The organism is Sphaerotilus mobilis, assembly GCF_004216565.1.
Classification (GTDB): domain Bacteria; phylum Pseudomonadota; class Gammaproteobacteria; order Burkholderiales; family Burkholderiaceae_C; genus Sphaerotilus; species Sphaerotilus mobilis.
On the sequence record NZ_SGWV01000008.1, the window covers coordinates 15,158 to 31,777 of the forward strand.

Annotated in this window: 15 protein-coding genes; 10 read left to right on the top strand and 5 right to left on the bottom strand. The window is 68.6% G+C overall.

Features of this window, described 5'->3' with window-relative positions; all coding sequences use genetic code 11:
• Positions 1-5: 5 nt before the first annotated feature.
• The 3 genes from EV685_RS05490 to EV685_RS05500 form a co-directional block, all read right to left on the bottom strand.
• A complete protein-coding gene (locus EV685_RS05490) occupies positions 6-1,802 on the bottom strand; it encodes a PhoH family protein (RefSeq protein WP_130481016.1) in 1,797 nt (598 codons plus the stop codon).
• A gap of 193 nt (positions 1,803-1,995) precedes the next feature.
• Positions 1,996-2,475, bottom strand: coding sequence for a peroxiredoxin (locus EV685_RS05495; RefSeq protein WP_130481017.1), 480 nt, complete (start codon positions 2,473-2,475; stop codon positions 1,996-1,998).
• Between the two features lie 150 nt (positions 2,476-2,625).
• Positions 2,626-2,997, bottom strand: a complete 372-nt coding sequence (locus EV685_RS05500) for an Mth938-like domain-containing protein (protein WP_130481018.1) — start codon at positions 2,995-2,997, stop codon at positions 2,626-2,628.
• A gap of 117 nt (positions 2,998-3,114) precedes the next feature.
• Between EV685_RS05500 and EV685_RS05505 the strand changes: the two genes are divergently transcribed.
• From EV685_RS05505 to clpB, 9 genes are all read left to right on the top strand, one after another.
• Positions 3,115-4,344 carry a pyridoxal phosphate-dependent aminotransferase gene (locus tag EV685_RS05505; protein ID WP_130481019.1) on the top strand — a complete coding sequence of 410 codons (1,230 nt, stop codon included), beginning with the start codon at positions 3,115-3,117 and terminating at the stop codon, positions 4,342-4,344.
• A gap of 79 nt (positions 4,345-4,423) precedes the next feature.
• The gene (locus tag EV685_RS05510) at positions 4,424-5,734 is read left to right on the top strand and encodes a homoserine dehydrogenase (protein ID WP_130481020.1); all 1,311 of its coding nucleotides are present in this window, start codon (positions 4,424-4,426) and stop codon (positions 5,732-5,734) included.
• 8 nt (positions 5,735-5,742) lie between these two features.
• On the top strand, positions 5,743-7,161 hold the full coding sequence (thrC, locus tag EV685_RS05515; protein ID WP_130481021.1) for a threonine synthase: 1,419 nt from the start codon (positions 5,743-5,745) through the stop codon (positions 7,159-7,161).
• A 58-nt stretch (positions 7,162-7,219) separates the two neighbouring features.
• Positions 7,220-7,774 carry a molybdopterin-guanine dinucleotide biosynthesis protein B gene (gene mobB / locus EV685_RS05520; protein WP_242615446.1) on the top strand — a complete coding sequence of 185 codons (555 nt, stop codon included), beginning with the start codon at positions 7,220-7,222 and terminating at the stop codon, positions 7,772-7,774.
• Positions 7,764-9,044, top strand: coding sequence for a molybdopterin molybdotransferase MoeA (locus tag EV685_RS05525; RefSeq protein WP_242615447.1), 1,281 nt, complete (start codon positions 7,764-7,766; stop codon positions 9,042-9,044). The genes mobB and EV685_RS05525 overlap by 11 nt, the downstream gene beginning before the upstream one ends.
• A gap of 14 nt (positions 9,045-9,058) precedes the next feature.
• On the top strand, positions 9,059-9,310 hold the full coding sequence (locus EV685_RS05530; RefSeq protein ID WP_130481023.1) for a MoaD/ThiS family protein: 252 nt from the start codon (positions 9,059-9,061) through the stop codon (positions 9,308-9,310).
• Between the two features lie 21 nt (positions 9,311-9,331).
• Positions 9,332-9,838 (top strand): molybdenum cofactor biosynthesis protein MoaE, encoded by a 507-nt coding sequence (locus tag EV685_RS05535; RefSeq protein ID WP_130481024.1) that lies wholly within the window; start codon positions 9,332-9,334, stop codon positions 9,836-9,838.
• Positions 9,839-9,846: 8 nt separating this feature from the next.
• Positions 9,847-10,227 (top strand): fluoride efflux transporter CrcB, encoded by a 381-nt coding sequence (gene crcB / locus EV685_RS05540; RefSeq protein ID WP_130481025.1) that lies wholly within the window; start codon positions 9,847-9,849, stop codon positions 10,225-10,227.
• Positions 10,228-10,376: 149 nt separating this feature from the next.
• On the top strand, positions 10,377-12,968 hold the full coding sequence (gene clpB, locus EV685_RS05545) for an ATP-dependent chaperone ClpB (protein WP_130481026.1): 2,592 nt from the start codon (positions 10,377-10,379) through the stop codon (positions 12,966-12,968).
• A 174-nt stretch (positions 12,969-13,142) separates the two neighbouring features.
• Here the strand turns inward: clpB and EV685_RS05550 are convergent, their stop codons facing one another.
• Positions 13,143-14,393: a hypothetical protein gene (locus EV685_RS05550; protein ID WP_130481027.1), complete on the bottom strand. Its 1,251-nt coding sequence runs from the start codon at positions 14,391-14,393 to the stop codon at positions 13,143-13,145.
• 187 nt (positions 14,394-14,580) lie between these two features.
• On the opposite strand from EV685_RS05550, the gene nadB reads away from it, so the two are divergent.
• Complete coding sequence (gene nadB / locus EV685_RS05555; protein WP_130481028.1) at positions 14,581-16,206, top strand: L-aspartate oxidase; 1,626 nt, start codon at positions 14,581-14,583, stop codon at positions 16,204-16,206.
• A 39-nt stretch (positions 16,207-16,245) separates the two neighbouring features.
• On the opposite strand, the gene EV685_RS05560 is transcribed toward nadB, so the two are convergent.
• Positions 16,246-16,530, bottom strand: coding sequence for a late competence development ComFB family protein (locus EV685_RS05560; RefSeq protein WP_130481029.1), 285 nt, complete (start codon positions 16,528-16,530; stop codon positions 16,246-16,248).
• Positions 16,531-16,620: the final 90 nt, after the last annotated feature.

The following is a 16,620-nucleotide window of genomic DNA, read 5'->3' on the forward strand; positions in this document are numbered from 1 at the left end:
GCCCGTCAGAGCACGTCGGAGGCGAAGTCCGCCAGCCGCGAACGCTCGCCGCGCGCCAGCGTGATGTGGCCGGCGTGCGGCCAGCCCTTGAAGCGGTCGACCGCGAAGGTCAGGCCCGACGAGCCTTCGGTCAGGTAGGGCGTGTCGATCTGCGCGAGGTTGCCTAGGCAGACGATCTTGGTGCCCGGACCGGCGCGCGTGACCAACGTCTTCATCTGCTTGGGCGTCAGGTTCTGGGCCTCATCGATGATGACGAACTTGTTGAGGAAGGTCCGCCCGCGCATGAAGTTCAGGCTCTTGATCTTGATCTTGCTGCGCACCAGGTCGTTGGTGGCCGCACGACCCCATTCGCCGGCGGCGCTGTCGCCCCGCGCCAGCACCTCGAGGTTGTCGTCGAGCGCGCCCATCCACGGCCCCATCTTTTCCTCCTCGTTGCCGGGCAGGAAGCCGATGTCCTCGCCGACCGGCACGGTCACGCGGGTGACGATGATCTCGGAGTAGCGCCGGTCGTCGAGCACCTGCGCCAGGCCCGAGGCCAGCGTCATCAGCGTCTTGCCGGTGCCGGCGGTGCCGGTCAGCGTGATGAAGTCGCAGTCCGGGTCCAGCAGCAGGTTCAGCGCGAAGTTCTGCTCTCGGTTGCGGGCCATCACGCCCCAGACGCTGTGCTTGGCGTGGGTGTAGTCCTTGAGCGTCTTCAACACCGCCGACTTGCCGGTGATCTCGGTGACCTTGGCATAGAGCGCGGCATTGCCCGGGGTCTCGAGGTAGACGAACTGGTTGACCATCAGCGCGGGGACCAGCGGGCCGCTGATGCGGTAGTAGGTCGAGCCGCCTTGCTGCCAGCTCTCCATGGTCTTGCCGTGGCGCTCCCAGAAGTCCGACGGCAGGGCCATGACGCCGGTGTAGAGCAGGTCACCGTCTTCGAGGGTCTTGTCGTTGAAGTAGTCCTCTGCGGGCAGGCCGAGCGCACGCGCCTTGATGCGCATGTTGATGTCCTTGGACACCAGCACGACCTCGCGACCGGGCATGGCGTTGCGCAGGCTTTGCACCACGCCGAGGATCTGGTTGTCGGCCTTGCCCTGGGGCAGGCCGTCGGGCAGCTTGATGTCCAGGAAGGTGGTCTGGAAGTAGAGCTTGCCACCGGCCTCGCGGTGCCCGGTCTTGGCCAGCGAGATGCCGCTGGCGGCGTCGAGCTTGCCGTTGTCGTCCAGGCTGGCGGCCAGGGCGTCGAGTTCGCGGCTGACCTGGCGCACGTTGCGCGAGACCTCGCTCATGCCCTTCTTGTGGCCGTCAAGCTCTTCGAGCGTGATCATCGGCAGGTAGATGTCGTGTTCCTCGAAGCGGAAGATCGACATCGGGTCATGCATCAGCACATTGGTGTCGAGCACGAACAGCTTGGCCGGCCCGGTGCCGCGCGGCTTGCGCGAGCGCGTCGCCACCGGGGTGGGCGCGGCGGGCTGGGCAGGCGGCTGGACCACGGCGGGCGAGCCGGCCTTGGCGGTCGCCGGTGCCTTCGCGGGACGCGCCACCTTGGCAACGGGCTGGGGCGGCGTCACCTCCGGTGTGGCGACGGCGGCCGGCGCCTTGGCCTTGCGGGACTTGAGCGCCACGGTCGTCACCGCCGGCACGGGCGGGATGGCCGCGAGGACGGGGCTGGTGGCGACCAACTCATCGACGTCGTCGACGAGGTCTTCCTGGACGGCCGGCGCGCTGCGCTTGGCGCTGCGGCCGAGGGCCGGCTTGTCGTACTTGGCGGGATCGAGGACAGCGCCGCGTTTGGCGGGAGGTTGAGGCAGAGGCATCGAGTTCAGGCTTCGCGGGCTGAGGACAGGCCACGTCGGCCGGCGGGACGGTCGGCGGTCGCGGCAACAAAAAAGCCGCACAGCAAGCTGGGCGGCTTCATCAGGGGGTGCGATCTGGTCGTCGCAGGCATGAATTCATTATGCACGGGCGTCGTGGCGGCACTCGTGACCGCCTTCACGCCCTTGCAGGCGTTCAGGCGGTGGTGATGTTGAGTTCGCGCACGGCCTTGAGGACTTCCTCGACGTGGCCAGCGACCTTGATCCCACGCCACTCGGCGCGCAGCACGCCTTCGGCATCGATCAGGAAGGTCGAGCGTTCGATGCCCTTGACCTTCTTGCCGTACATGATCTTGTTCTTGACCACGCCGAACATGTGGCAGAGCTTCTCTTCGGTGTCGGCGATCAGCTCGAAGGGCAGTTCCAGGTTCTGCTTGAACTTGTCGTGCGAGGCCATGTTGTCCCGCGAGACGCCAAAGACCACCGCGCCGGCGTCCTTGAAGTCCTGATGCTGGTCGCGGAACTGCATCGCTTCGGTGGTACAACCCGGCGTGTTGTCCTTCGGGTAGAAGTACAGCACCACTGCCTTGCCCAGGAAGGCTTGCGACGTGAACTTGACGCCTCCCGTGGCGTTGGCGTCGATGTCCGGCAGGGCTTTGTTGAGAGCAGGCGTCATGCAGCGTTCTATCAGGAGAAGCACTCGGTCGAGTGCAATCCCGTGATTATAAAACGCCTGGACTGATCGCCCTTGCTCATCGGCTTGCTCAACAGCCTGATCGGGGGCTGGCGCAGCGGCCCGATGCGTGCGATGCACGTGCTGATCGGATCAATCAAGCAGCAGCACCGCCACGGCGCGGCGACCTTCGCCGACCAGGATGTTGTAGGTGCGGCAGGCGGCGGCGGTGTCCATGCTCTCGACGCCGATGTGACGGGTCAGCAGCGGGTGGCTCAGGCGCGGCGAGACGAACTGGTGGCGCGTGCCGGTGCCGACGATCACGACCTCGGGCTGCAAGGCCAGCAGCCCCTCAAAGTGCGAGACCTGCAAGTCCTCGGCGCGGGCACATGGGAAGGCGACGATCTCTCCCTGCCACGGCACCATCACGCTGGTGGTCCAGACCTGCTGGTTGACCGTCAACTGGGTGGCGGTGCTGGCCTGGATGGCGTTGACGCCTTCGAGGCGTTCGGGTTGGAACTTCACGGTGCTGGCACGGCCTGGTGAGCCCTTGGGCTGGGGCTAAAATTCTATGCTTTGTGCCCCAGGCAGCGCTCGGAAGGGTCCGTGGTTGCCGGTCGTGGCCATCCATCAGGAGACCTTGTGCTCAAGCCCGTCGCCAAGTCCAGCAAGCTCGCCAACGTGTGCTACGACATCCGTGGCCCGGTGCTGGAGAAGGCCCGCCAGATGGAGGAAGAAGGCCACAAGATCATCAAGCTCAACATCGGCAACCTCGCCGTGTTCGGGCTGGAGCCGCCCGACGAGATCGTGCAGGACATGATCCGCAACATGCCGCATTCGGCCGGCTACACCGACAGCAAGGGCCTGTTCGCGCCGCGCAAGTCGGTCGTGCACTACACGCAGGAGAAGGGCGTCAAGGGCGTGACGGTGGACGATGTCTACCTCGGCAACGGCGCCTCCGAGCTGATCGCCATGAGCATGAACGCCTTGCTCGACGATGGCGACGAGGTGCTGATCCCCTCGCCCGACTACCCGCTCTACACCGCCGTCGTGGCGCTGTCCGGTGGCCGTCCGGTGCACTACCAGTGCGACGAGCAGAGCGAGTGGTACCCCGACATCGCCGACATCAAGGCCAAGATCACGTCGCGCACCAAGGCGATCGTGGTCATCAACCCGAACAACCCGACCGGTGCGCTCTACCCGGACAGCCTGCTGCTTGAACTGATCGAGGTCGCGCGCCAGCATCAGCTGATCATCTTTGCCGACGAGATCTACGACAAGACGCTCTACGACGGCAACTCGCACACCAGCATCGCCTCGCTGTGCGATGACGTTCTGACGCTGACCTTCAACGGCCTGAGCAAGAACTACCGCTCCTGTGGCTACCGGGCCGGCTGGATGGTGGTCTCGGGCGACAAGCGCCATGCCCGCGACTACATCGAGGGCCTGACGATGCTGGCCTCCATGCGCTTGTGTGCCAACACGCCCGGGCAGCTGGCGATCCAGACCGCGTTGGGTGGCTACCAGAGCATCAAGGACCTCGTCGCGCCGACCGGCCGGCTGTGCCGCCAGCGGGATCTGGCGCACAAGCTGCTGACCGACATCCCCGGCGTCAGCTGCGTCAAGCCCAAGGGTGCGCTCTACATGTTCCCGCGCCTGGACCCCAAGCTCTACCCGATCGAGGACGACCAGGCCTTCGCTTACGAGCTGCTGGCCGAGGAGAAGGTCCTGATCGTGCAGGGCACCGGCTTCAACTGGCCGACCCCGGACCACTTCCGGCTGGTCTTCCTGCCCAACTCGGACGACCTGACCGATGCGGTCATGCGCATCGCACGTTTTCTCGACGGCTACCGGCGCCGCCACGGTCGCTGAGCCGCTGCGACGTCGTCCGTCCTCGCCCGCTTTCCCGTTCCCCTAGACCCCTGAACCTGGCGCTCTGCGTCCCGCTTCCATGAAACCCATTCAAGTCGGCCTGCTCGGCATCGGTACCGTCGGCAGTGGCACCTTCAACGTGCTGACCCGCAACCAGGAAGAGATCCGCCGCCGCGCGGGCCGGGGCATCGAGATCACGATGGTGGCCGACCTCAACGTCGAGCGCGCCCGCGAGGTCGTCGGCGATCGTGCCCAGGTCGTGGCCGATGCGCGCCAGGTCATTGCCAACCCGGACATCGACATCGTCATCGAGCTGATCGGCGGCTACGGCATCGCCCGCACGCTGGCGCTGGAGGCGATCGCCGCTGGCAAGCACGTGGTCACCGCCAACAAGGCGCTGCTGGCCGTGCACGGCTCGGAGATCTTCGCCGCCGCACGCGAGCGTGGCGTGATGGTTGCCTTCGAGGCCGCCGTGGCCGGTGGCATCCCCATCATCAAGGCCCTGCGTGAGGGCCTCACCGCCAACCAGATCCAGTGGGTCGCCGGCATCATCAACGGCACCACCAACTTCATCCTCAGCGAGATGCGCGACAAGGGCCTCGACTTCGAGGTCGTGCTCAAGGAGGCGCAGCGCCTGGGCTATGCGGAAGCCGATCCGACCTTCGACATCGAAGGGGTCGATGCGGCCCACAAGGCCACGCTGATGAGCGCGCTGGCCTTCGGCATCCCGGTGCAGTTCGACAAGGCGCACGTCGAGGGCATCACCAAGCTCCAGGGCGCGGACATCCGCTACGCCGAGCAGCTCGGCTACCGCATCAAGCTGCTGGGCATCGCTCGCCGCCAGGCCGCCGGCATCGAGCTGCGTGTGCACCCGACGCTGGTGCCCAGCAAGCGCCTGATCGCCAACGTCGAAGGTGCGATGAACGCGGTGATGGTGCAGGGCGATGCCGTGGGCACCACGCTGTACTACGGCAAGGGCGCCGGCAGCGAGCCGACCGCATCGGCCGTGATCGCCGATCTGGTCGACATCACCCGTCTGCACACCGCCGACCCCGAGCAACGCGTGCCCCACCTGGCCTTCCAGCCCGACGAGCTGCATGCCACGCCGATCGTGTCGATCGACCAGGTCGTGACCTCCTTCTATCTGCGCCTTCGGGTGGCCGACCAGAAGGGCGTGCTGGCCGCCATCACGCGCATCCTGGCCGAGTCCGACATCTCGATCGATGCGGTGCTGCAGCGCGAATCGGCCGAGGGCGAGCACTCCACCGACGTCATCATCCTGACGCACGAGACCGTCGAAGGCCGCATGCGTGCGGCGCTGACGCAGATGCAGGCCTTGCCGACGGTGCTTGCGCCCATCGTCAGCCTGCGCAAGGAAGAACTCGCCTGAGGCCGTCGATGAAGTACATCAGCACCCGCGGCGACCAGACCCCGCGCGGCTTCTCCGAGATCCTGCTCGAAGGCCTGGCACCGGACGGCGGGCTCTACCTGCCCGTCGCCTACCCGACGGTCGACGCGGCGACGCTGGCCGCTTGGCGCGGCTTGTCCTACGCCGACCTGGCCTTCGAGATCCTGTCGCTCTACATCGACGACATCCCGGCCGAGGACCTGCGCACGCTGGTGCGCAAGACCTACACCGCCGAGGTGTTCGGCACGGCGGCGATCGTGCCGCTCAAGCCGCTGGAATCCGGGTTGATGCTCGAAGCCCTGTCCAACGGCCCGACGCTGGCCTTCAAGGACATGGCCATGCAGTTGCTGGGCCACCTGTTCGAGTACGAACTGGCCCGACGCGGCGAGAGCCTCAACATCCTGGGCGCCACCTCGGGCGACACCGGCAGCGCGGCCGAACATGCGATGCGCGGCAAGAAGGGCGTCAACGTCTTCATGCTCAGCCCGCACGGCCGCATGAGCCCCTTCCAGCAGGCGCAGATGTTCAGCCTGCAGGACGCCAACATCCACAACCTCGCGGTCGAGGGCGTGTTCGACGACTGTCAGGACATCGTCAAGGCGGTCTCCAACGACCTGGCCTTCAAGCGCAAGTACCGCATCGGCACGGTCAACTCGATCAACTGGGCCCGCCTGCTGGCCCAGGTCGTGTACTACTTTGCCGGCTACTTCCAGGCCACCTCGACGAACGACCAGGTGGTCAGCTTCACGGTGCCTTCGGGCAACTTCGGCAACGTCTGCGCCGGCCATGTCGCCCGGATGATGGGCCTGCCGATCGCGCAGCTGGTGGTCGCGACCAACGAGAACAACGTGCTGGAGGAGTTCTTCCGCACCGGCACCTACCGGGTGCGCGCCAGCGCCGAGACCTGGGAGACGTCGAGCCCGTCGATGGACATCTCCAAGGCCAGCAACTTCGAGCGTTTTGTCTTCGACCTGCTGGGTCGTGACGGTGCGCGCACGCAGGCGCTGTTCGGGGCGGCCTTGTCGACCGAGGGCGCATTCACGCTGTCGGCCGACGAGTTCGCGCGGGTGGCCAGCTACGGCTTCGTGGCCGGGCGCAGCACCCATGCCGACCGGCTGGCGACCATCCAGGCGACCTGGCAGGGTCATGGCGTGCTGGTCGACACCCACACGGCCGACGGCCTGAAGGTGGCGCGCGAGCGTCGCCAGGACGGCATCCCGATGATCGTGCTGGAGACGGCCTTGCCGGCCAAGTTCGAAGCCACGATCACCGAGGCGCTGGGCGAGGACGTGCACGCGCCTCGGCCGGCCCATCTGGCGGATCTGGAGTCGCGTCCCAAGCGCTTTCAGATCGTGCCGGCCGACACGGCCACGGTGCAGCGCTACATCGAGGCGCACGTCAGCTTGTGACCCCCGGGCGCGGGTGTCGACCTGCGCCCGATCCTGCTTCGCTTCCCGGATTCGTCTCATGCACGTTGTCGGTCTCTGTGGTGTGTCCGGCTCGGGCAAGACGACCCTGGCCGAAGGCCTGATCGCTGCGTTCCGCGCCCGCGGCCTGCGTGTCTCGGTGGTCAAACACGCGCACAAGCGGTTCGACATCGACGTGCCGGGCAAGGACAGCTGGCGGCATCGCCAGGCCGGTGCCTTCGAGGTCGTCATCGCCAACGACCACCGGCTGGCCAAGGTGCGCGAGTTCGCGTCGCCCGAGGCGCTGGATGTCCACCAGATGCTGGCCGAGCTGGTCGACCTCGGGCCCGGGCACTGGGTGCTGGTCGAAGGCTTCAAGCACGCCAGCCTGCCCAAGATCGAGGTCTGGCGCGCGACGCCCGGCGCTGTCGCGCTGTATGCGCAGGGCGATCCGCATGTCATCGCGCTGGCGGTCAAGGCCGGCGCGGCGCTGCCCGAGCCGACCGGGCTGCCGGTGCTGGATCTGGACAGCCCCGCGCAGATCGTCGACTTCCTGTTGCAAGATCCGCGACGCCACGCCTACGACGCCACCGTCCACGTCCCCCATGTCGACTGAACCTGCCCGCCGCCCCGCCTCGCCCCTGCTGCCGCTGGACGACGCGCTTGAACGACTGCTGAGCACCGTGTCGCCCTTGCCCGCGACACGCGGGGAGCGGGTCTCCACCTTCCAGGCCCGCGACCGCATCCTGGCCGAGGACGTCATCTCCTTGCTTGACGTGCCGCCGGCCGACAACACCTCGATGGACGGCTACGCGCTGCGTGTCGCCGACATCGTGGGTGACGAGACGCGCCTGCGAGTTGATCAGCGCATCCCCGCTGGCGTGGTGGGCCAGCCCCTGAAGCCGGGCACCGCCGCGCGCATCTTCACCGGCGCGCAGATCCCGCCCGGCGCCGATGCGGTGGTGATGCAGGAACAGACCCGCCACGAACCGGATGCGGCCGGCGGGCTCGGCCATGTGGTGATCCAGGCCCGTCCCGAAGCCGGTCAGTGGATCCGCCGTCAGGGCGAGGACGTGCGCGTGGGCAGCACCGTGCTGCACGCGGGCACGCGGCTGAACGCGGCGGCGCTGGGCCTGGCGGCGTCCGTTGGCGCGGCCAGCCTGGGCGTCGCGCCGCGCCCGCGTGTCGCGCTGTTCTCGACCGGCGACGAGCTCGTCATGCCCGGCGAGCCGCTGCGGCCCGGTGCCATCTACAACTCCAACCGCTACACGCTGCGGGCCTTGCTCGAAGGCCTGGGCTGCGAGGTCACCGACCTCGGCATCGTGCCGGACCGGCTGGCCGACACGCGTGCCGCCCTGCGGGAAGCCGCGCAGTCGCACGACCTGATCCTCACCTCCGGCGGCGTCTCGGTCGGCGAGGAAGACCACATCCGGCCGGCCGTGGAAGCCGAAGGCCGGCTGCACCTGTGGCAGATCGCGATGAAGCCCGGCAAGCCGCTGGCCTTTGGCAGCGTGCGCCGCGCCATCGATGCGCCGGATCCGGAGCGCCACCTCGGGGCCTGGTTCATCGGCCTGCCGGGCAATCCGGTGTCCAGCTTCGTCACCTGTTTGCTGATGGTGCGACCGGTGATCCGGCGCCTGCAGGGCGCGACCGACCTCGCGCCCAAGGCCCTTCCGTTGCGTGCCGACTTCGACTGGCCGCGTGCCGACAAGCGGCGCGAGTTCCTGCGTGTGCGCGTCAACGATCGGGGTGGGCTGGACCTGTTCCCCAACCAGAGCTCCGGCGTGCTGACCTCGGCCCACTGGGCCGACGGCCTGGTTGACAACCCGGGTGGCCAGACCATCGCCGCCGGCGACACCGTGCGCTTCATCCCCTTCACCGAATGAGTCGCCTGCAGACCATGAAGATCCAGCTGCGCTACTTTGCCGCCCTGCGCGAGGCCCTCGGCCCCGGCGAGACGCTCGAACTGGCCGGCCCGGCCACCGTCGCCGAGGTGCGTGACCTGCTGATCGCACGCGGCGGCGCCCACGCCAGCGCGCTGGCCCGCGGCCGGGCCGTGCGCGCGGCGCTGAACCAGGCCATGGTGGCCGAGAGCGCCGCGCTGGCCGATGGCGCCGAACTGGCCTTCTTCCCGCCCGTCACTGGCGGCTGACCCACTGCCCCGGAGCCCGCCATGGCCACGATGCCCCGCGTCTCGATCCAGACCGCCGACTTCGACCTGGCTGCCGAGGTTGCCGCGCTGCGCGCCGGTGACGGTGGCGTCGGCGCGGTCACGTCCTTTGTCGGCACCGTTCGCGACCGCGACGACGGCGCTGGCGTGCGCGGCATCAGCACGATGGAGCTGGAGCACTACCCCGGCATGACCGAGCGCGCCATCGAGGCCATGATCGACGAGGCCCTGCGCCGCTTCGACATCCGCGCCGCGCGGGTCATCCACCGCGTCGGCCTCCTGCAGGCGCTCGACCAGATCGTGCTGGTGGCCGTCAGCTCGGCGCACCGCGGCCAGTCCTTCCAGGCCTGCGAATTCCTGATGGACTACCTCAAGTCCGAGGCGCCGTTTTGGAAGAAGGAAACGACACCCGAAGGCGCCCGCTGGGTCGACGCCCGCGTCAGTGACGACGCGGCGGCGCAGCGCTGGGGCCTGTCGACCCGCAACGCGGTGGCGGGCGAGGGCGCTTGAGCGCCTCGATGCTGCTGCAAGCCGGCGCGGTTGCGGCCGGCTCGGCGCTGGGCGCGCTGGCGCGCTGGCAGGTGGGTGTCTTGTTCAACCCGGTCTTCAAGGGCTTTCCGCTGGGCACCTGGCTGGTCAACGTGGTTGGCGGCTTGCTGATCGGCGTGGCCATGGTGGCGTTGCAGCGCTGGCCCGATCCGCTCTTGCGCCTGCTGCTGGTGACTGGCCTGCTGGGCGGCTTCACGACCTTCTCGAGTTTCTCGTCCGAGTCGCTGGCGCTGCTGCAGGCCGGTCGATATGGCTGGGCGCTGGCGCACACGCTGGCGCATGTCGTGGCCTCGCTGGCGGCGGCGGCGGGCGGCTTCGCGCTGGCGCGGGCGATCTGGCCGGCGGCCTGAAGTTCCTGGCGCTGCGGGGTTGATCCGCACCGGCTTGACGCAGCGCAAGCGCCCGTCGATGCCGGCGATCCGGGGATCAGTGGGCTGGCGGGCAGGCTTGAAATGGACCGGGCTCGCCTCATGTCGTCCTGCATCCGGAGGACCAACCCATGCGTCTCGACAAGCTCACCACCGCCTTTCAGCAGTCGCTCGCCGACGCCCAGAGCCTGGCCGTTGCCCGCGACAACCCCTACATCGAACCCGCCCACCTGCTGGCCGCGATGCTGGCCCAGCCGGACGGCCCGCGTGCCCTGCTCGAACGGGCCGGTGCCGACGTGGCCGCGCTCAAGACCGCGATGGACACCCTCGTCAAGGGCCTGCCCAGCGTGCAGGGCGGCGGCCCGATCCAGCCCGGCCGTGACCTGATGCAGCTGCTGCAGGCGACCGACAAGGAAGCCGGCCAGCGCGGCGATCCCTTCATCGCCAGCGAGATGTTCCTGCTCGCGCTGGCGGACGCCCGCAACGACATCGGCGGCGTGGTGCGTGGCCATGGCCTGACGCGCAAATCGCTGGAAGCGGCCATCGACGCCGTGCGGGGCGGGCAGAAGGTCGACACGGCCGATGCCGAAGGTCAGCGCGAGGCGCTCAAGAAGTACACGCTCGACCTGACCGAGCGGGCCCGCATGGGCAAGCTCGACCCGGTCATCGGCCGCGACGACGAGATCCGCCGCGCCATCCAGGTGCTGCAGCGGCGCAGCAAGAACAACCCCGTGCTGATCGGCGAGCCGGGCGTGGGCAAGACCGCCATCGTCGAAGGGCTGGCCCAGCGCATCGTCAACGGCGAGGTGCCCGAGTCGCTGAAGAACAAGCGCGTGCTGGTGCTGGACATGGCCGGCTTGCTGGCCGGTGCCAAGTACCGCGGCGAGTTCGAGGAAAGGCTCAAGGCGGTGCTCAAGGAAGTCGCGCTCGACGAGGGCCGCATCATCCTGTTCATCGACGAGCTTCACACCATGGTCGGCGCGGGCAAGGCCGAGGGCGCGATCGACGCCGGCAACATGCTCAAGCCGGCCCTGGCGCGCGGCGAGCTGCACTGCATCGGCGCGACCACGCTCGACGAGTACCGCAAGCATGTCGAGAAGGACGCCGCGTTGGAGCGCCGCTTCCAGAAGGTGCTGGTCGACGAGCCCAGCGTTGAAGCGACGGTGGCCATCCTGCGCGGCTTGCAGGAGAAGTACGAGGTCCACCATGGCGTGGAGATCACCGACCCGGCCATCGTTGCCGCCGCCGAGCTGAGCCACCGCTACATCACCGACCGCTTCCTGCCCGACAAGGCGATCGACCTGATCGACGAGGCAGCGGCCAAGATCAAGATCGAGAAGGACAGCAAGCCCGAGGCGATGGACAAGCTCGACCGTCGGCTGATCCAGCTGAAGATCGAGCGCGAGGCGGTGCGCAAGGAAAAGGACGAGGCCTCGGTCAAGCGCTTCGACCTGATCGAGGACGAGATGCTCAAGCTGCAGCGCGAGCTCAACGACCTCGACGAGATCTGGAAGGCCGAGAAGGCCGCCGCGCTGGGCAGCGAGGACCTGCTGGCCGAGCGTGACCGCATCCGCTCGCAGATCGAGGACCTGACCCGCAAGGGCCTGTTCAACCAGGTCGCCGAGCTGCAGTACGGCCGCCTGCCCGAGATCGAGAAGCGCCTGAAGGCGTCGCAGGACGCCGAGGCCAACAAGAAGGGCACCGGCCGGCCGCAGCTGCTGCGCACCATGGTCGGCGCCGAGGAGATCGCCGAGGTGGTCTCGCGCGCCACCGGCATCCCGGTGTCCAAGCTGATGCAGGGCGAGCGCGACAAGCTGCTGAAGATGGAGGGCCGGCTGCACGAGCGCGTGGTCGGGCAGGAAGAGGCCATCGTCGCGGTCGCCAACGCGATCCGGCGCTCGCGCGCTGGCCTGTCGGACCCGAACCGGCCGCTCGGCAGCTTCCTCTTCCTGGGCCCGACTGGCGTGGGCAAGACCGAGCTGTGCAAGGCGCTGGCGGGATTCCTGTTCGACAGCGAGGAGCACATGATCCGCATCGACATGAGCGAGTTCATGGAGAAGCACTCGGTCTCGCGCCTGATCGGCGCGCCGCCCGGCTACGTCGGCTACGACGAGGGCGGCTACCTGACCGAAGCGGTGCGGCGCAAGCCCTACAGCGTCATCCTGCTCGACGAGGTCGAAAAGGCCCACCCGGACGTCTTCAACGTGCTGCTGCAGGTGCTTGACGATGGCCGGCTGACGGACGGCCAGGGCCGCACGGTCGACTTCAAGAACGCGGTGATCGTGATGACCAGCAACCTGGGCTCGCAGCTGATCATGCAGATGGCCGGTCAGGACACCGAGCTGATCCGCGAGGCGGTCTGGGATGAGGTCAAGCTGCACTTCCGACCCGAGTTCCTCAACCGGATCGACGAGACGGTGGTCTTCCACGCGCTCGACCAGACCCACATCGAGGCGATCGCCAAGATCCAGCTCAAGGCGCTCGAAGGCCGTCTGGCCAAGATGGACATGGCGCTGGAGGTCACGCCCGAGGCGCTGGCCGAACTCGCCAAGGTCGGCTTCGATCCGCTGTTTGGCGCCCGCCCGCTCAAGCGCGCCATCCAGCAGCGCATCGAGAACCCGGTCGCCCGACTGATCCTCGAAGGCCGCTTCGGCCCGAAGGACGTCGTGCCAGTCAACCTGGCCGCCGACGGCAGCTTCGAGTTCGGGCGCACCGTGCATTGACCCAGCCGGCCGAGCGCCGGGCCGCCCCAAGCCGGCCGGCCATCCCCTCGGGGGATCGCCCGGCGTACCCGCCGGGCGAGGGGCACCATCCCAGCCGGCCGAGCGCCGGGCCGCCCCAAGCCGGCCGGCCATCCCCTTGGGGGATCGCCCGGCGTACCCGCCGGGCGAGGGGCACTAGATCACTGGTCCCCGGGGCAGCGCGGCATCCAGCGCCATGAGTTTCGGGCGCAGCTGCGGCCAGTCGGTCTGGGTGGGCGTGAAGATCACGTGCATCGCGATGCCCGGGTGGCTGTGCAGCATGCGCAGGCCCTGGGCGTGCAGGCCACCCATCAGCAGCAGTTCGTCGGTGGGGCCGTCGATGTCGAGCTGCTTGCGGTTGCTGGCGGCGGCCGCCAGCAGCAAGGTGCCGCGGCGCGCCAGCTCGGTCGACTTGGGATGCAGGCCGGCATGGGCCAGCACGCGGCTGGTCGAGACCTCGAACAGGCAGATGTCACGCACGCCGGGTAGGGCGCTGACCTCGTGCACGAAGCGCTCCATCGGCTTGGGCCGGGCGCTGCCGCTGCGGGTGTCGGGCATCGCCAGGCGGACCTCGCGCGACGGCGCCAGCGTGTCCAGCAGGGCCAGGCCCTGACCGTCCGGGTGTTGCTGCGACTGGATGTGGTTCCAGGTCGCGCTCAGGTAGGCCCAGGCTTCGGCCGGGCGGCTGACCATGGGCGCCAGCCGGGTCTGCACGCCGGCACCGGCGGTCAGGCCACCAGCGACCGACTTCAGCGCGATGGCCGTTGCCGGCGCCAGCGGCATCAGCTGCAGGTGCGGGCACTCCCAGGCCGGGCTGAACAGCAGCTCACGCAGCGGCTGCAACTGTTCCGGCACGGCGTGGCTGGGCAGGTCGCCCATCATCACCACCGCCAAGGTGGCGCGGCTCAGCAGCACGCGGGTCAAGGCCGTGCGCGATTGGGTGTCGGTGTCGGCGTCGGTGCTGTAGATGCGCACGACGCCCTGCTGGCTGGCGGGGCAGTCGACAAATTCCAGGCTCGCCAGCGTCGTGCCGTAACCCTGACGGCGGATCACGAGGCGTTGAACCGGTCGACCGGCCGCCGCCGCGACCGCCTGCAGCAGGTGGCTGGCGGCGTGGCAGGCGAGGTCGTGCAGGGCGATGTAGGACGGCTGCAGGTGGTCAAACTGCTGCTGCAGCGCGTCACCGACCTCGCAGGACACGAACAGCTCGCGGGTCTGGTTGCCGACCGCGCGACCGATGTCCGGCCGTTCGCCGAGGTAGTCGCCTGGGTTGGGCGCGATCAGCGTGTGGATCTGGCTTTCGGGACCGTTGTCGCGCACGGTGTCGAAGGTCGACAGGCCCATCGGACGGGAATCCATGCCGGGATCAGCGCGGCGACGCGAGGGCAGTTCGAGCGGACGATTCATGCCGGGCCTCCGGTCCAGTCGGACCTTGCGCTGGGAACTGCCGCAGGGCGCGCAACGGTCGTCTGAGGCGACCATCGCTGCAGCATTTGTTTACATTCGGTCATCCTATCATCCAGCCCCCACCGACAGCGATGAACCCAAGCGGCCAGCTCCGAGCCGCCCGCAGGTGTCGCGCAAAAGCCGCTTCATGAGCTCCAACACCGTTTCCGCAGGCCTGCCCGTTGTCATCATCGGCGCCGGTCTGGCCGGCCTGACCGTCGCCCTGCACCTGGCCCAGGAGGGCCGCGACGTGGTCGTGCTGGCCAAACGCAGCCTGGAGGAATCGGCCACCGCCTGGGCGCAGGGTGGCATCGTCGGCGTGCTGGGCGACGACGACAGCGTCGACAGCCATGTGCGCGACACCCAGGAGGCCGGCGCCGGTCTGGTCGACGAGCACACCGCCCGCTTCATCGCCGAGCGCAGCGCCGAGGCGGTGAGCTGGCTGGTCGACCGGGGCGTGCCGTTCTCGGCCGACCCGGAAGGCCCGCTGGGCCTGCACCTGACGCGCGAGGGCGGCCATGCCGTGCGCCGGATCGCCCACGCGGCGGACGCGACCGGCAAGGCCATCCACGAGGCGCTGCTCGCCGAGGTCCGCCAGCATCCACGCATTTCGCTGCGGGCACGGTGGATGGCGGTCGACCTGATCACCTCGCGCCATGTGCGCCGCAACGAGGCGCCGCGCTGCTACGGCGTCTACGCGCTGGACATCGACACCCGCCGGGTCGAGACCCTGCCGGCCGAGGCGGTCGTGCTGGCCAGTGGCGGCGCCGGCAAGGTCTACCGCTACACGACCAACCCGGACACCTCCACCGGCGACGGCATCGCCATGGCGTGGCGGGCCGGCTGCCGGGTCGGCAACATGGAATTCATCCAGTTCCACCCGACCTGCCTCTACCACCCGCAGGACCGCAGCTTCCTGATCACCGAGGCGCTGCGCGGCGAGGGCGGCCTGCTGCGCCTGCCCGACGGCACCCGCTTCATGCCACAGCACGACGAACGCGCCGAACTCGCGCCGCGCGACGTGGTGGCCCGGGCGATCGACTTCGAGATGAAGCGCCACGGCCTGGACCATGTCTGGCTGGACGCGACCCACCTCGGCGAAGCCTTCCTGCGCGAGCACTTCCCGACCATCCACGCCCGTTGCCTGGCGCTGGGCATCGACATCGCCGTGCAGCCCATCCCGGTGGTGCCGGCGGCCCACTACACCTGCGGCGGCGTCGTCACCGACCTGTTCGGCCGCACCGACCTGCCGGGCCTCTACGCCGTTGGCGAGACGACCTACACCGGCCTGCACGGTGCCAACCGGCTGGCCAGCAACTCGCTGCTGGAATGTGTGGTGCTGGGGCGGACCTGTGCCGAGTCCATCCTGGCGCGGCCCTCCGAGCGGCACCCGTCGGTGCCGGCCTGGGACGAAAGCAAGGTCGAGGACGCCGACGAGCAGGTCGTCATCTCGCACAACTGGGACGAACTGCGCCTGCTGATGTGGAACTACGTCGGCATCGTGCGCACCACCCGCCGGCTGGAGCGGGCATTGCACCGCATCGAGTTCCTGCGCAGCGAGATCGACGACTACTACAAGAACTTCCGCGTCAACCGCGACCTGCTGGAGCTGCGCAACCTGGTCGACTGTGCCGAGCTGATCGTGCGGTCGGCGCTGATGCGCCACGAGAGCCGCGGCCTGCACTTCAGCCGCGACTTCCCGGACACGCTGCCGGTCAGCTTCCCCACCATCCTGGTGCGCGAGGCGCGCCGGCGCACGATCGACGCCGGTTGATTCCGGCGCGATGGCGCCCAGCGGATCGCTGGCCTTCGCTCAGCGCCGCGCCCGCATCGCGATGCGGGCCTGCACAAATTCGAAAGCAAAGCTGACCGCGTCGCTGATGGTCTGTTCCATCGACAGGCGCTCCTTCTCGGTCAGGTAGAAGGCCAGGTCGACGGTGTGGCGGATGTAGCGCGCCCCCAGCCGGTTGAGCGCCACGCAGGCCACGTCGGGCAGCTGTTCGGCGCTCAGGTAGGGGTAGTTCGATGCCATGCGCGCGACGGCGTCGAACACCGGGCGTTCGTAGTGGTTGTGCACGGAGCTGAAGTCGGGCGTCATGGCAGGCGGTTCCGCTGAGGTCGGTCTGACGGCCTTATCGGCCAGCGCTCACCGAACTTGAACAAACCCGCAAGGTCGGCCGTGGCGCCG

Coding starts and splice junctions, on each gene's coding strand:
- EV685_RS05525 (WP_242615447.1), top strand. CDS start 7,764: ATGTCGACTGAACCTGCCCGCCGCCCCGCCTCGCCCCTGCTGCCGCTG.
- EV685_RS05495 (WP_130481017.1), bottom strand. CDS start 2,475: ATGACGCCTGCTCTCAACAAAGCCCTGCCGGACATCGACGCCAACGCC.
- EV685_RS05510 (WP_130481020.1), top strand. CDS start 4,424: ATGAAACCCATTCAAGTCGGCCTGCTCGGCATCGGTACCGTCGGCAGT.
- clpB (WP_130481026.1), top strand. CDS start 10,377: ATGCGTCTCGACAAGCTCACCACCGCCTTTCAGCAGTCGCTCGCCGAC.
- EV685_RS05550 (WP_130481027.1), bottom strand. CDS start 14,393: ATGAATCGTCCGCTCGAACTGCCCTCGCGTCGCCGCGCTGATCCCGGC.
- crcB (WP_130481025.1), top strand. CDS start 9,847: ATGCTGCTGCAAGCCGGCGCGGTTGCGGCCGGCTCGGCGCTGGGCGCG.
- thrC (WP_130481021.1), top strand. CDS start 5,743: ATGAAGTACATCAGCACCCGCGGCGACCAGACCCCGCGCGGCTTCTCC.
- mobB (WP_242615446.1), top strand. CDS start 7,220: ATGCACGTTGTCGGTCTCTGTGGTGTGTCCGGCTCGGGCAAGACGACC.
- EV685_RS05560 (WP_130481029.1), bottom strand. CDS start 16,530: ATGACGCCCGACTTCAGCTCCGTGCACAACCACTACGAACGCCCGGTG.
- EV685_RS05530 (WP_130481023.1), top strand. CDS start 9,059: ATGAAGATCCAGCTGCGCTACTTTGCCGCCCTGCGCGAGGCCCTCGGC.
- nadB (WP_130481028.1), top strand. CDS start 14,581: ATGAGCTCCAACACCGTTTCCGCAGGCCTGCCCGTTGTCATCATCGGC.
- EV685_RS05535 (WP_130481024.1), top strand. CDS start 9,332: ATGGCCACGATGCCCCGCGTCTCGATCCAGACCGCCGACTTCGACCTG.
- EV685_RS05490 (WP_130481016.1), bottom strand. CDS start 1,802: ATGCCTCTGCCTCAACCTCCCGCCAAACGCGGCGCTGTCCTCGATCCC.